At 43.6% G+C, this 13,934-nt stretch carries 14 protein-coding genes and 1 other annotated feature (1 of these 15 running past the window's edge); all 14 genes read left to right on the top strand.

Going from position 1 to position 13,934, the window contains the following annotated elements:
- Positions 1-80, top strand: a binding site (T-box leader) (it extends 148 nt beyond the left edge of the window).
- 87 nt (positions 81-167) lie between these two features.
- The 14 genes from alaS (at position 168) to ABGU93_RS07200 (ending at position 13,786) form a co-directional block, all read left to right on the top strand.
- The gene (gene alaS / locus ABGU93_RS07265; protein ID WP_347412809.1) at positions 168-2,807 is read left to right on the top strand and encodes an alanine--tRNA ligase; all 2,640 of its coding nucleotides are present in this window, start codon (positions 168-170) and stop codon (positions 2,805-2,807) included.
- Between the two features lie 112 nt (positions 2,808-2,919).
- Positions 2,920-3,171: an IreB family regulatory phosphoprotein gene (locus ABGU93_RS07260; protein WP_026396169.1), complete on the top strand. Its 252-nt coding sequence runs from the start codon at positions 2,920-2,922 to the stop codon at positions 3,169-3,171.
- Between the two features lie 114 nt (positions 3,172-3,285).
- The gene (locus tag ABGU93_RS07255; protein ID WP_347412808.1) at positions 3,286-4,230 is read left to right on the top strand and encodes an aldo/keto reductase; all 945 of its coding nucleotides are present in this window, start codon (positions 3,286-3,288) and stop codon (positions 4,228-4,230) included.
- 30 nt (positions 4,231-4,260) lie between these two features.
- Complete coding sequence (gene ruvX / locus ABGU93_RS07250; RefSeq protein WP_347412807.1) at positions 4,261-4,677, top strand: Holliday junction resolvase RuvX; 417 nt, start codon at positions 4,261-4,263, stop codon at positions 4,675-4,677.
- A gap of 10 nt (positions 4,678-4,687) precedes the next feature.
- Positions 4,688-5,050 (top strand): DUF1292 domain-containing protein, encoded by a 363-nt coding sequence (locus ABGU93_RS07245; RefSeq protein WP_347412806.1) that lies wholly within the window; start codon positions 4,688-4,690, stop codon positions 5,048-5,050.
- Complete coding sequence (gene sfsA / locus ABGU93_RS07240) at positions 5,025-5,741, top strand: DNA/RNA nuclease SfsA (RefSeq protein WP_347412805.1); 717 nt, start codon at positions 5,025-5,027, stop codon at positions 5,739-5,741. The genes ABGU93_RS07245 and sfsA overlap by 26 nt, the downstream gene beginning before the upstream one ends.
- A gap of 5 nt (positions 5,742-5,746) precedes the next feature.
- Complete coding sequence (locus tag ABGU93_RS07235) at positions 5,747-6,196, top strand: Fur family transcriptional regulator (RefSeq protein WP_347412804.1); 450 nt, start codon at positions 5,747-5,749, stop codon at positions 6,194-6,196.
- A 43-nt stretch (positions 6,197-6,239) separates the two neighbouring features.
- Positions 6,240-7,937, top strand: coding sequence for a ribonuclease J (locus tag ABGU93_RS07230; protein ID WP_347412848.1), 1,698 nt, complete (start codon positions 6,240-6,242; stop codon positions 7,935-7,937).
- Between the two features lie 73 nt (positions 7,938-8,010).
- Complete coding sequence (locus ABGU93_RS07225; RefSeq protein WP_347412803.1) at positions 8,011-8,379, top strand: YlbF family regulator; 369 nt, start codon at positions 8,011-8,013, stop codon at positions 8,377-8,379.
- Between the two features lie 101 nt (positions 8,380-8,480).
- Entirely contained in the window at positions 8,481-9,563 is a 1,083-nt protein-coding gene (mltG, locus tag ABGU93_RS07220; RefSeq protein ID WP_347412802.1) for an endolytic transglycosylase MltG, read from the top strand.
- Between the two features lie 74 nt (positions 9,564-9,637).
- A complete protein-coding gene (locus ABGU93_RS07215) occupies positions 9,638-10,288 on the top strand; it encodes an O-methyltransferase (RefSeq protein WP_026396178.1) in 651 nt (216 codons plus the stop codon).
- Positions 10,289-10,352: 64 nt separating this feature from the next.
- On the top strand, positions 10,353-11,582 hold the full coding sequence (locus tag ABGU93_RS07210; protein WP_347412801.1) for a U32 family peptidase: 1,230 nt from the start codon (positions 10,353-10,355) through the stop codon (positions 11,580-11,582).
- A gap of 258 nt (positions 11,583-11,840) precedes the next feature.
- Positions 11,841-13,205: a sodium:proton antiporter gene (locus ABGU93_RS07205; protein ID WP_347412800.1), complete on the top strand. Its 1,365-nt coding sequence runs from the start codon at positions 11,841-11,843 to the stop codon at positions 13,203-13,205.
- Positions 13,206-13,384: 179 nt separating this feature from the next.
- Positions 13,385-13,786 (top strand): hypothetical protein, encoded by a 402-nt coding sequence (locus tag ABGU93_RS07200; RefSeq protein ID WP_347412799.1) that lies wholly within the window; start codon positions 13,385-13,387, stop codon positions 13,784-13,786.
- Positions 13,787-13,934: the final 148 nt, after the last annotated feature.

Below are 13,934 nucleotides of genomic sequence, written 5' to 3'. Positions count from 1 at the left end.
GGGAAACCGTTATTGATAAAGTGAGTTGCTAATATTTTGCAGCTAATTTGGGTGGTACCGCGGATTAAACCGTCCCTTGCAGACTTGCAGGGGATTTTTTTGTTTGATGAACACCGCGTGTTAGATGCTAACAATCAGAGACCAAAATTTCGACTAGGAGAAAAAAAATGAAACCATTAGGATTAAATGAAATCAGAGAAAAGTATCTAGCTTTTTTTGAAGAAAAAGGACATCTGCGCTTAAACAGTTTTCCATTAGTGCCAATTAACGACAAGAGCCTGTTGCTGATCAACTCAGGGATGGCACCACTGAAACCCTATTTTACCGGAGATGAAATACCGCCCCGAAACCGGGTGACCACCTGCCAGAAATGTATTCGTACGCCGGATATCGAAAATGTCGGAAAAACGGCGCGGCATGGGACATTTTTTGAAATGCTGGGAAATTTTTCCTTTGGTGATTATTTCAAAAAAGAAGCGATTCCATGGGCCTGGGAATTTTGTACCGAGGTGATGGAAATACCAGAAGATAAGATATGGATCACTATTTATCTGGATGATGATGAAGCCTTTAAAATCTGGAATGAAGATGTGGGAATTCCCAAAGAAAAAATTGTCCGGTTGGGAAAAGAAGATAATTTCTGGGAGCACGGTCTGGGACCTTGCGGCCCGTGTTCCGAACTGTACTTTGACCGCGGCGAAGAATATGGCTGTGACAGCCCTACCTGTGGTGTCGGCTGTGATTGCGATCGTTATGTTGAATTCTGGAACCTGGTTTTCACCCAGTTTGATAAAGATGAAGCCGGCAATTATAATCCACTGCCTAAACCAAATATCGACACCGGGATGGGGCTGGAACGTCTGGCGGTAGTAATGCAGGGCGTGGGGACCATTTTCGAAATTGATACGGTTGGCCACGTACTCAATTATATCTGCAAAAAAGCCGGCGTAAACTATGGCGATGATCCTCAGGATGATATCTCGATCCGGGTTATCACCGATCACATCCGCAGTGTCACCTTTATGATTGCTGATGGCGTCATGCCAGGCAATGAAGGCCGGGGTTATGTATTACGGAGACTGCTCCGCCGGGCTGTCCGTCACGGCAAATTATTGGGAATCAAGGATCTTTTCCTATATGATGTGGCCAAGGAAGCGATTCGGGTTTCTGAAGGGGCTTATCCGGAGCTGAAGGAAAAGCAGGAGTTCATTCAAAAGCTGATCCGCATTGAAGAAGAACGGTTTAAAGAAACCATCGATCAGGGTCTGGCTCTGCTCAACAAAGAGCTGGACAAAATTATCGAAATGGAAGAAACGGTCTTCCCCGGCGGTGGCGCTTTTAAACTTTACGATACCTATGGTTTCCCTTATGATCTGACTAAGGAAATTGTCGAAGAACGGGGACTGACCATTATTGCCGAGGAATTTGAAAAAGAAATGGAGGCCCAGCGGGAACGGGCCCGACAGGATCGTCTCAATAGTGATTTAGCAGTATGGGCCGATGACCCCTTTAATCCTCTGGGCCCAGATGCAGTTGACACCTTTGTGGGCTATGATAATCTGGAAGCTGAAGGTACGATTTTAGGCCTTTATGTCAACGAAACCCTGGTTGATGAAGCCAAAGCCGGGGATGAGGTGCTGGTACTTCTAGATCAAACCTCGTTCTATTCTGAAAGTGGTGGCCAAACCGGCGATCATGGTGTCATTCAAAAGAGTGATGGCATGATTGAAATCAGAGATTGTAAAAAAGGCAGCCTGAGCCGACATATTCACTCAGGAACCGTTAAGTCGGGAACCTTCAAGGTTGGCGAAAACGTGATTACCGAGGTTGACAAAGATTTGCGAGATGCGGTTCAACGAAACCATACCTCGACCCATTTATTGCAGAAAGCTCTGAAACAGGTTTTAGGTGACCATGTCGAACAGGCCGGATCGTTTGTCTCGCCAGACCGTTTGCGCTTTGATTTTAACCACTTCCAGGCGATGACCCGTGATGAAAAACGTCAGGTGGAAGATATTGTCAATGCAGCGATCTTAGCGGCTTATGATGTGTCCATCTTTGAAACGAATATTGACAAAGCCAAAGAACTGGGAGCAACAGCGTTGTTTGGTGAAAAATACGGCGAAATTGTCCGGGTAGTCAAAGTCGGCGACTTCAGTACCGAGCTTTGCGGCGGCTGTCATATCAGCAATTCGGCCAAGGTCGGGATGTTTAAAATCATCAGTGAAGGTGGCGTCGCGGCTGGGGTCCGAAGGATTGAGGCAGCAACCGGTTTTAATGCCTGGCACCTGGTGGAAAAAATGGATGATACCCTGGTTGAGGTATCCAATCTGATGAAAACAAATCCCGATCAGTTACTTGAAAAGGTAACGGAATTGACTGAAATCAATAAACAAAAAGAACGCACCATCGCCGAACTGAAACAGAAATCGGCCGGCAATGCGATTATGGATATCCACCAGAAAATGGTGATCATCAGTGGTGTTCAGGTTACCATTGCCGAAGTGGAAAAAATGCCCATGGAAGAGCTGCGAACCATCGGCGATTTATTGAAAGACCGGATGGGCTCTGGGGTGGTACTGCTGGGAAGTGCCCTGGAAGGCAAGGTTAATTTTGTGGCAACAGCAACTCCCGATATTGTCAAACGCGGCTTCCATGCCGGTAAAGTCATTAAAGAAGTGGCGACAGTAGCTGGCGGAGGTGGCGGCGGACGTCCGGATATGGCGCAAGCTGGGGGGAAACTTCCAGAAAAACTGGCAGAATCTCTTGTAAAGGGAGAGGCATGCATTCGCGAGCAATTGAACTAATTTGTTAAGAAAAAGAAAAATTACGTCATATGACTTGTCTTTTCTTTTGCTTTGGGTTAAAATGATATAAATTGATTGTGAAGGAGGTCAGATGACAATGGGAGAAAATACGGTGATTGATCGAGGAACCATTATGTTTGAGGTCGATAGCGAAAAGTCTCAGAAGATCGACGAAGTGATGCGAAATGTACATAAGGCTCTAGTTGAAAAAGGGTATAACCCCGTCAATCAAATTGTAGGTTATGTCATGTCAGGAGATCCGACCTATATCACAAGTCACAGAGAAGCGCGAAATGCCATACAGAAAATTGAACGGGATGAGTTACTCGAAGAACTTGTTCGACGTTACTTAAAAAGTATTTAGTAGGCTGATAAATTGGGGCTGTCTCAACCGAGGCAGTCCTATTTTAGTGCGGCAAGGCGATTGTGAGCGAAGACTCATGGACTATTTTGTTTGTGGTTAGGAAACGATTTTAAGATGAAAATCAATACACTGGGCAATACCGGTATCAAGGTATCCCGAATGTGCTTTGGCAGTTTGACGATTGGACCGCTCCAAAAAAACAAAACCCTTTTGGAAAGTCGGGAAATCTTCGCGGCAGCTCTGGATTGCGGGGTTGATTTTTTTGATACGGCGGATCTGTATAACAATTACGATCATCTGCGGGCGGCGATCCAGATGCAGCAGGATGTGGTGATTGCCACAAAATCTTATGATTATACTGCAGCGGGAGTCCGCAGCAGTTTAAATCGGGCCCTGACTGAACTGGGCCGGGATTATGTAGATCTTTACCTGCTCCATGAGCAGGAAAGCCGAAAAACCATTGAAGGTCATTGGGAAGCCATTGAGGCGCTGGTTGCCGAAAAGCAAGCGGGGAAAGTAAGAGCCATCGGCATTTCCACCCATCGGGTGGAAGGGGTTTACGGGGCGAATCTTTTTCCCGAGCTGGATGTGATTCATCCGCTGATCAATTTAACGGGAATCGGCATTGAAGATGGAACCGCCCAGGAAATGGCGGCCGCCATCCATGAGGCTAAAAAATTGGGGAAGGGCATTTACGGTATGAAGCCTTTAGGCGGTGGTAATCTGCTTTCCCAGAAACAAGCCAGTTTTGAGTTTATTTTGAGTAATACCGATCTTGATGCCATTGCGATTGGGGTTCAATCGGTTAACGAAGTGCTTTATAACGTTAAAAAATTCAATGGCGAAAGAATCCCCGATGATTTAGAGGTAGCCGTTTCCAGTGCCCCAAAAACACTGCATATCAGTGACTGGTGCAGCGGCTGTGGGGAATGCGTACGCCGCTGTAACCAGAAAGCCTTGACCTTAGTCGCGGGAAAAGCGCGAGTTGATGAAAAGCTATGTGTGCTTTGCTGTTATTGTAGCTCTGCCTGTCAAGACTTTTGCATCAAGGTGATTTAACACAGTCATAACAAATAGATGGGATAATGAATGGAAAGAATTTTAGGAATTGATGTTGGCGACAAACGCATTGGGATAGCCGTGACGGACCCGTTGCAGATTACCGCCCAGGGGGTTATGACCCTCAAACGAAAGACCCGTGATGACGATTTAGAAGCATTTCGGGAGCTCATTGCAAAATATGAGATCAAAAAAGTAGTGGCTGGTCTGCCTCTGAACATGGACGGTTCAGAATCCGCTCAGACCCGGAAAACAGTGAACTTTTGTCAGTTTATCAAGAAACGGTTAAATATCGAAATCATCTATATCGATGAGCGATTAACCTCATCCTGGTCTGAAAAAGTATTGATCGAAGGAAATGTTTCCCGGGAGAACCGCAAAGATTATATCGATATGCTGGCAGCCCAGATTATTCTCCAGTCTTATATGGACCGGGCTGTTAAATAATTCATAAATAATGGATTCTTTAAGCATGAAAAGGTATAATTACAAGATTATGAGCGAAAAAATAAAATTGAAAGAAGAAGTTGATATGGAAGAAAAAATAATTTTAGAAGATGAAAATGGCGTTGCAAGAGAGTTTGATTTAGAAGTTTCGTTTCCTCTGGGTGAAAAGACTTATGTGCTTTTAACAGAAGGCGAAGAAAGTGATGATGTCTTTGCTTTCTTTATCGATGTAGACGAAGATGGCGAAATTCTGGTACCAGTTGAAGATGAAGCAGAATTTGCTTTAATTGAAGCAGAATATGATCGCATCATGGACGAAGAATACGAAGATTTAGAGGAAGACGAAGATGACGATGAAGGTGAAGTTGAGTAAATACCCCCTTGTTAACGGGATATTTATTAGCCGACCCAATCGTTTCATTGCCAAGGTAATGATCAACCAGGAAGAGATAGCCGCTCATGTGCCCAATACCGGTCGCATGAGTGAGCTTCTTGTTTCAGGTGTTCGGGCCATTCTGGAATGGAATCCGGCGCCCCATCGAAAAACTGATTATACGCTATTGCTGGTTGAAAAAGACGAGCATTGGGTATCTGTCAATTCGATGTTGGCTAACCAGATTGCCTACGAATTTTTAAAAGCTCAAGCGGACGTTTCAGAACTCAAACAAGAAGTGACCTACGGCAACAGTCGTTTTGACCTTGCCTGTTTTCGTGGCGGAAAATATGCCTACTACGAAGTAAAAAGTGTCAACCTGGTAGTCAACGAGATTGCCATGTTTCCAGACGCACCAACAGAGCGAGGGGCCAAGCATCTTGCTGAATTAATCAGGGCTCACCAGGAGGGTTACCATACCGGTGTTATTTTTGTTGTGCAACGCAATGATGCGAAATCGTTTCAGCCGAATCAAATAATGGATCCAAAGTTTACGCGTTTATTGGGTCAATGTCATAGTCTGGGAATAGAGATCCGTGCGCTTTCCTGTGATATTGATGGAGTAAACATAGAAATAACCAGCGAGTTGCCTGTAACTGTTTTATCAGAAGAGACTGAAAAAGAGGTGTGACAACCATGAATAACGAAAAACAAATTGTGGATGCACTCAGAAAAAGAGGGAACAAAGTAACCCCTCAACGTCTGGTTACTATTGAGGTTCTGATGACCTTCAGGGGGCAGCACTTTAGTGTTGAGGAATTATTCCAGGGTGTTAAACAGCGCAATCCTGATGTGGGAATGTCGACCATTTATCGAACGGTGCAAATATTAGAAGAAATGGGACTCATTACCAAACGTAATTTTGATGATGGCTTTGCTCGGTACGAACTCTGCGAGCTGGATGAAAAACACTGGCACCATCATTTAATTTGCTTAAAATGCGGAAAGGTTATCGAAATGCAAGACGATTTCCTGGAAGCCCTTGAAAAAGAAATAGAAGAAAAGAAGGATTTTATTATAATCAATCACGAACTTAAAGTGTACGGATATTGTTCGGATTGTTATGCAATAACGAAAGGAGAATAATTTGACTGAAAACAATAACTTAATAAAGACGGAAACCCAACGAGTGGAGGGCCGTTCACGATCGCGACGAAAACCTCAGGCTCAGAAGAACAAAGACAAGCTGAGATTGATTCCATTGGGGGGCTTAGGTGAAATCGGGAAAAACCTGAACGTATTTGAATACAAGGAAGACATCATCCTTGTGGATTGCGGCCTGAAGTTTCCGGATGATGACATGTTCGGAATCGATATTGTTCTGCCGGATTTTAATTATATTCTGGAGAACCAGGATAAGGTTAAAGGGGTTGTCATTACCCATGGACACGAAGATCATATTGGGGGACTTGTTTATCTGCTAAAAAGGATAAACTTACCCATTTATGCCACGAAATTTACCATGGGTCTGATTGACAAAAAGCTGAAAGAACATGGTTTGTTAACCAAAACCACCCGGATTATTGTCAAGCCAAAAGAACGGATTGATATCGGCGAATTTAACGTTGAATTTATTCGCGTTAATCACAGTATCGCTGATGCCGTCGGACTGTGTATTAAATGTGCGGCAGCGACTGTTGTCCATACCGGCGATTTTAAAATAGACTACCATCCCATTGGCGGCGAAGTAATCGACTTGCAGCGATTCGCTAAAATTGGATCACAGGGTGTGGATCTGCTGATGTCAGACAGCACCAATGTTGAAGGGGCTGGATTTACCCCATCGGAAAGTACCGTGGGGCCAACCTTATATAACTTGTTCAGAGGCGCCAAAGGGAGAATTATCGTAACCACCTTTGCTTCCAATGTCCATCGGCTTCAACAGGCCATTGATGCAGCAGTTGAGTATAACCGTAAGGTTATTATCTGTGGGCGAAGCATGGAAAATGTCAGTGAAGTAGCGATGGATTTGGGCTATCTGAAAGTACCGGCCAATGTATTGGTTCAATTAAAAGACATCAAAAAATATAAAGATAAAGAATTGGTGATCATTACCACCGGCAGTCAGGGTGAACCGATGGCGGCACTGGGACGAATGGCATTGGGTGAGCACCGTCACCTGACGATTAAAAAAGAAGATATGGTTATCATTTCAGCATCTCCAGTACCGGGAAATGAAAAAATGGTCTCCGAAGTCATTAATAAACTGGTAGAACTGGGATCTGATGTTATATACGGTCGTTTTGCCGAAATTCATGTTTCTGGTCATGCCCGACAGGAAGAACTGAAACTGATGATCACGCTGGTTAAACCCAAGCATTTCCTACCTGTTCATGGGGAAAGCCGAATGCTGATGCAGCATGCGGAGCTGGCCCAAACGGTTGGAATGAATAAGGATAAAACTTTTATTGCCGAAAATGGAAATATTCTGGAAATCGATAAGCGAAGTGTTCAGGTTGTCGGAAAAACCCAGGCCGAACCGGTTCTGGTTGATGGGCTGGGAGTCGGTGATATCGGTAATATTGTACTCAATGACCGGAAACGTTTATCGGAAGATGGTCTTTTCATTGTGGTTTGTACCATGCATAAAGGTAAAGCAGTCTCAGGACCGGATATTATCTCCCGGGGATTTGTTTATGTGAGAGAATCTGAAGAACTCATTAATAACGCTCGGGAAGAGGTAAAGAAAGCCTTGATATCTTGTGAAGAAAAGGGTATTATAGACTGGAATTCCATCAAAAATGTAATTCGGGAAAGCCTGTTTAAATATCTCTATGAAAAAACACAGCGAAAACCGATGATACTGCCCATCTTGATGGAAGTATAAATTAAATCAGGCGATTGTTTAAGACAAATTTCCTGAACAGTTGCCGATAATATTTTAAAACTAGGAGTAAGGCATGAATGTATATGATGAAGCCAATAATTTGGCACGAGCACTCAAAGAATCCACCGAATACAAGAATTTTTTAGCCGCTAAAGAAAAGCTGGAACAAGATCCAGAAAAGTATGAAATGGCCAAGGATTATATGCGTAAGCAGATGGAAATTCAATCTTTTCAAATGTTGGGAAATGAGCTGACAGAAGAGCAGATTACTGGCTATAATGCCATTGCGAACACAATTATGGGTATTCCTGTAATTGCCGAGTTTTTCCAGGCGCAAATGTATTTTTCGGTGGTTTTTCAGGATATCACTGACATCATGGCAAAAGCAGTAGATTTGGATATGGGTCTATTTGATTCAGAAGAAGAAGGCTGTGGCGTGTAAACAACCATTTAAATAAAAATAATATAAAAAGAATATAGGTGCCCCTCAATCGCGGTCCTATATTCTTTTTATGGTTTAAGAAATGAAAGGAAGGTGAAAGGATGAGTAACGGAACAAATCAAACCAGACTGTCACCCCGAAAAAAGCCGGGAAAACTTATTGCAATTATTCTTTTATTATTAGTCGTATTTGGGGCAACTGGTGTGTTCAGCTTCAACTATTTTATCGGTCAAATGCTGGAACCAGTAGGAGATGGGGACCTTGTCTATGTGCAGATTGAAGAAGGCGCAGTCATCAGCGATGTCGCTGAGCTATTGACAGAAAATGGCCTGATCCGAGATGCTTTTGCCTTTGAGATGTTGGCTAAAAAAGAGAGTACTGCCAACCAGATCCAATCTGGCTATTATGCTTTCAGTCCGACCGAATCCGCCCAACAGATTCTGGACCGTCTGGTCAGCGGTGATGTGGCAGATGCCACGGTTACCATACCAGAGGGACGTAATATTTCAGAATTTGCCGAAATTCTGGAAGAAAAAAATGTTTGTGATGCCGAAGCGTTTATCGAAGAAACAAAAAAAGTAGCTGAATATCAAAAAAACTATCCGATTTTAAGCAGTATTCCCCTGACTGAAAAAGATGGGGTCAGCCGAACTCTGGAGGGCTACCTTTTTCCTGATACCTACAGCTTTTCACCAGGGGTTGAGCCATCAGCTGTGGTGACGGCGATGCTGGACCGTTTTGTGGAGGTCTATGATCAGGAGCTGCAAAAACGAACTAAAGATAAGGGCAAGACGGTGGATGAGATCGTGATTATGGCTTCCATTGTGGAATTGGAAACCAAACTGGTTGAAGATAAAGCTAATGCCGCCAGTGTATTTTACAACCGGATTGCCGAAAATATGCCGCTACAGTCTGACATTACCGTGGATTATGCCCGCGGCGAAAAAACGGCAGTATTAACAACCGAACAGACCCAATTCCCGTCACCTTATAATACCTATATCAACACCGGACTACCCTTTGGACCGATTTGTTCCTTCGGGGAAACTTCGTTAGAAGCGGCCTTATATCCGGCCGAAACCAAATATCTATATTTTGTGGCCGATATGAACTCAGGAAAAATTTATTTCAACGAAACCTATGAAGAACACCTGGAAGATGTTGAAAAATATATGGGCAACTGATTAAGACAAACTGAAATGTAAGTCAGGCCCCTGTAAAAAAGGGGCCACCAATAAAAAAGAATGAAGGCCAGACTGTGAGCGAAATTGTACAAGATTACATTGAGGATTATATCAGAGGGTTAATCCCGGCTGATCGTCCCCAAATAGAAGCATTCAGAAAAAGAGCGCTGAACGATGAGATCCCGATCATTCATAAAGAAGTTCAAAAACACATCGAATTATTGATCGCGGCCAATAAAATCCGGACTATTCTGGAAGTTGGTACAGCGGTGGGATTTTCGGCGTCGATTTTTGCCGAAGCCATGGGTCCCACAGGGCATGTGGATACCATTGAACGAAATTTAAACATGGTGGTTCAGGCCGATGAGAACATCACCAGTTTGGGACTTAACCATCAGATTAACCTGATGGTCGGGGATGCTCAGGAAAAACTGGCTGAACTGAATAAAACTTATGATATGATTTTTTTAGATGGGGCTAAAGGCCATTATATTCACTTGCTTGACGATTGCCTGAGGTGCTTAAAACCGGGTGGACTATTGATTTCCGATAATGTGTTGTTCAAAGGCATGATTGCCACCAATGATTTGGTCATCCGCCGGAAAATAACCATTGTTAAACGGATGCGGGTGTATCTGGAAACCATCGCCAACCATCCCCAATTGATTACCAGCATTTTGCCATTAGGCGATGGGCTGGCACTTAGTTGGAAAAAAGATAATTAATCAGGTAAGGGTGTAATATTAATAGGAAGAGAATTGAAGCGAGAGTTGTAGAACGGAGAAAGAAATGAAAAAACCTGAACTATTAGCACCGGCTGGAAATTTTGAAAAATTACGGTATGCCTTGCATTATGGCGCCGATGCGGTCTATTGTGCTGGCAAAAAATTTGGGCTCCGCGCCAAGGCCGACAATTTTGATCTGGCAGATTTAGCGGAGGCGATTAGATATGTCCATGAACGCGATAAAAAAATTTATGTCACCTTGAACATGATTCCCCACAATGCCGACCTGGAAGGTCTGCCTGAATATGTCAGCGAACTTAAAGACCTGGGAATTGACGGTGTTATTGTAGCCGATCCCGGGGTTTTTTCTGTGGTCCGGGAAGTAGCCCCAGATTTAAAAATATCGGTGAGTACCCAGGCCAATAATACCAATTGGCGAAGTGTGGCATTCTGGTACGCCCAGGGCGCCAAGCGAATTGTGTTAGCCCGGGAACTGGGCCTTAACGAGATTCAGGAAATCCGGGAAAAAGTCGCTCCCGAAATGGAAATTGAAATTTTTGTTCACGGTGCCATGTGTATTTCTTACTCGGGACGCTGTTTGTTAAGCCATTACATGACCGGCCGAAATTCAAATCAGGGTGATTGCGCCCACCCCTGCCGGTGGAAGTATCACCTGATTGAAGAAACCCGACCAGATGAAGCTTTTTCCATCGAAGAGGATGCCACCGGATCCTTTATTTTCAACTCCAAGGATCTCTGCCTGATCGATGAGATCCCGGCGCTGATGGCGGCTGGGGTGGACAGCTTTAAAATCGAAGGACGGATGAAAAGCCTTTATTATGTGGCTACCGTCGTATCGGCTTATCGCAGTGCCATTGACTACACTTATGATAATCCCGGGGTGACACAGCTCGACGCGGGCTATTATGATGAGTTGACCAAGGTCAGCCACCGTAATTACACCAAAGGCTTTTTCAGCGGTAAAACAACAGCAGATGATCAAAATTACGGGACCGGCAGTTATACCCGGCATTATGATTTTGTGGGTCTGGTTCTGGAATATGACGAAAACTCCGGAATGGCCTTAATTGAGCAGCGCAACAAAGTATCAATAGGCGACGAGATCGAGATAATGATTCCCGGTAAAGGCTTTATCAAGCAAAAAATCGCGATGATGACCGACAAATCTGGAGTGGTAATTGAGTCTGCACCCCATCCCAAAATGCTTTATTATCTACAGATGTGCACACCGGTTAAACCGATGGATATAATCAGAAAACAGGACCAAGTTTGATAGAAAAATAACACTTAAAACAGACGCTCGTTTACATAAAAAAAGCGTCTAAAATTATAATGAAATGCCATTGACACATAAATATTAAAGTGCTATAATTCAGAAAGTTTCAAGAGTGTACTAGGTTAACATCAATGAAGGTATCTAGTATCCTCTTGTTATAGACTCGGACGTATCGAAGGTGATAACAAGGTGAGCCTATCTTGTTGTTGCCTTTTTTTTGCGCAAATTTCGTTGCGTAGAAAAGAAGGAGAAAAAATGTATAATTTTGATCAGTTGCTTATACTGTTTAGTGTACTGCTCTTGTTAGTGGTCGTGTTTAGTTTTATTAATGAAAAAACAATAAAACTGCCCTATGAAATAGGTCTGGTTGTTTTTGGCTTTATCTTTGTTGTTATTTATATCATTGGCCGGAACTTGAATCTTGTCCACTTGCCAATGGAGTTTATAAATCTATACCGGGAATTTGACTTCACCGACTTTCTGTTTAAAGGTGTTTTATGCTTTATGCTATTTAGTGGGGCATCGCGGATCGAATTTGGCGATTTTAGAGCGGATAAATTCCTGATTGGCAGCATGGCAGTTATCGGAACCGTGGTATCTACTGTTGTTTATGGTCTGCTTTTTTTCGCTCTGGGCTATCTGATCCATGTCAATATTTCCTTTCTGGAAGCCTGTCTGCTTGGCGCAATCGTAGCTCCGACCGATCCGATTTCGGCCATGAGTATTCTGGCAAAGGCCGGATTACCGAAGCGAATCGGCCTGATTATTGAAGGGGAAGCTTTGTTCAATGACGGTGTTGCCGTGGCTATTTTTGCCACCCTGCTAACAGCTTTAAAACTGTCTGCTAACAGTGTCTCCGTAATAAGTTTTGGATGGGGCCTAACCACTGAAATTCTGGGTGCAGTGGCTGTTGGCTTTGTTGTTTCCTTCCTGCTATTTGAAGTCTTCAAACGGTCAAATGACAATTTTATTAAAATATTCACCAGTCTCCTGACTGTGATGCTGGCATATCTGATTTGTGAATACCTTGTTTTCTCCGGCCCGATCGCGGCAGTTATTTGCGGACTTTACTATGCCACCGGAATCGCCGGAATGAAGCGTAATAATCACAAAGGTATGTCGGAGGAATTACACAACTTATTCTATTCCTTCTGGTCAGTGGTGGATAACCTCTTAAATGGGATCTTATTCCTGTTAGTCGGTGTCATATTACTGAATATCAAGAACATCAACACCCTCTCGGTCGGGATGATTTTCGCCATCGCCATCGGATCGATTGTATTTAATACGATTGCCAGAATGGCTGGTGTTTACGCTTCGATGATCTTTAACAGAAACCCACCAAAAGGTAAGGGAATGAGAAACTCTAAATTCATTACCTTTATGACCTGGGCCGGTTTAAAAGGCGGTCTTTGTCTGGCCTTGATTATGGGTACCAGCATCTCTTTGGCGACGCCAACCTATAACCTGTTTTTGGTGGCGACCTATGCCATCGTCCTGTTTACAACGGTGGTGCAAGGATTATCAGTAGGGAAGGGTTATATACTCCTTAGCAAAAATAAAGTAATTCTGAACCAAAAAAAGAAAAGCTATAAAATAGCCGACAAGCTAGTAAAATAAAAGAAAAATGTTAAGATTGTCGGTAACCCAGCAAAATAAACTGACTTTAGCAATGATTCGATTAGTGTCACAGCACTGTTTTTATGGCCGGAAAGATAACCTCTACTTGTGAATAAAATATGACAGGGTTATAATAAACACAGAGCTTAGAATAAAAAAACACCCAAGTTGGAGGAATCATGAGAATATATATTGCCGCTTCATGGAAGCATCAGCATGCCGTTGAAATGCTGACCGATTTATTGGAAACCCGGGGCCACACCATCCTGTCTTGGATCCGGGAGGGCCGACCGGAAGAAGCCTTTCTTTCGCAAAAAGAGCTGACCCATTTTATAGAGTCTTCCGAAGGGGAACGGGTTTTTGACTTTTGTATCTCATCCGTTACCAGCGCCGATCTGATTATCTACGTCGGGCCATCAGGCTGTGATGCCTGGGCCGAAATCGGCGCGGCTTACGGCTCCAAAATTCCAATCTTTGGGCTGCTGGCCAAAGCTGAACAGGTCGGGCTGATGCGCCATATGATTAAAAACTGGTATAGTTCGATTTCGGAGTTGATGACCGCTGTGGATGCGATGAAATAAAAATGACTAATAATTAACAGCATCAATGATGTGTGCTGGAATTTAAAAATCAGACTGAACGTATTTTGGGACGCTATCGTATTAACGGTGGCGTTTTTTATGTGCGCCCGGCATGGGCGCAATCTAACGGGTGAAAGTCCCGAGCACG

This window comes from Acetobacterium sp. (assembly GCF_039830195.1).
Classification (GTDB): domain Bacteria; phylum Bacillota; class Clostridia; order Eubacteriales; family Eubacteriaceae; genus Acetobacterium.
This window is presented reverse-complemented; position numbering and strand designations above follow the sequence as displayed.

Coding starts and splice junctions, on each gene's coding strand:
- alaS (WP_347412809.1), top strand. CDS start 168: ATGAAACCATTAGGATTAAATGAAATCAGAGAAAAGTATCTAGCTTTT.
- ABGU93_RS07255 (WP_347412808.1), top strand. CDS start 3,286: ATGAAAATCAATACACTGGGCAATACCGGTATCAAGGTATCCCGAATG.
- ruvX (WP_347412807.1), top strand. CDS start 4,261: ATGGAAAGAATTTTAGGAATTGATGTTGGCGACAAACGCATTGGGATA.
- ABGU93_RS07245 (WP_347412806.1), top strand. CDS start 4,688: ATGGATTCTTTAAGCATGAAAAGGTATAATTACAAGATTATGAGCGAA.
- sfsA (WP_347412805.1), top strand. CDS start 5,025: ATGACGATGAAGGTGAAGTTGAGTAAATACCCCCTTGTTAACGGGATA.
- ABGU93_RS07235 (WP_347412804.1), top strand. CDS start 5,747: ATGAATAACGAAAAACAAATTGTGGATGCACTCAGAAAAAGAGGGAAC.
- ABGU93_RS07225 (WP_347412803.1), top strand. CDS start 8,011: ATGAATGTATATGATGAAGCCAATAATTTGGCACGAGCACTCAAAGAA.
- mltG (WP_347412802.1), top strand. CDS start 8,481: ATGAGTAACGGAACAAATCAAACCAGACTGTCACCCCGAAAAAAGCCG.
- ABGU93_RS07210 (WP_347412801.1), top strand. CDS start 10,353: ATGAAAAAACCTGAACTATTAGCACCGGCTGGAAATTTTGAAAAATTA.
- ABGU93_RS07205 (WP_347412800.1), top strand. CDS start 11,841: ATGTATAATTTTGATCAGTTGCTTATACTGTTTAGTGTACTGCTCTTG.
- ABGU93_RS07200 (WP_347412799.1), top strand. CDS start 13,385: ATGAGAATATATATTGCCGCTTCATGGAAGCATCAGCATGCCGTTGAA.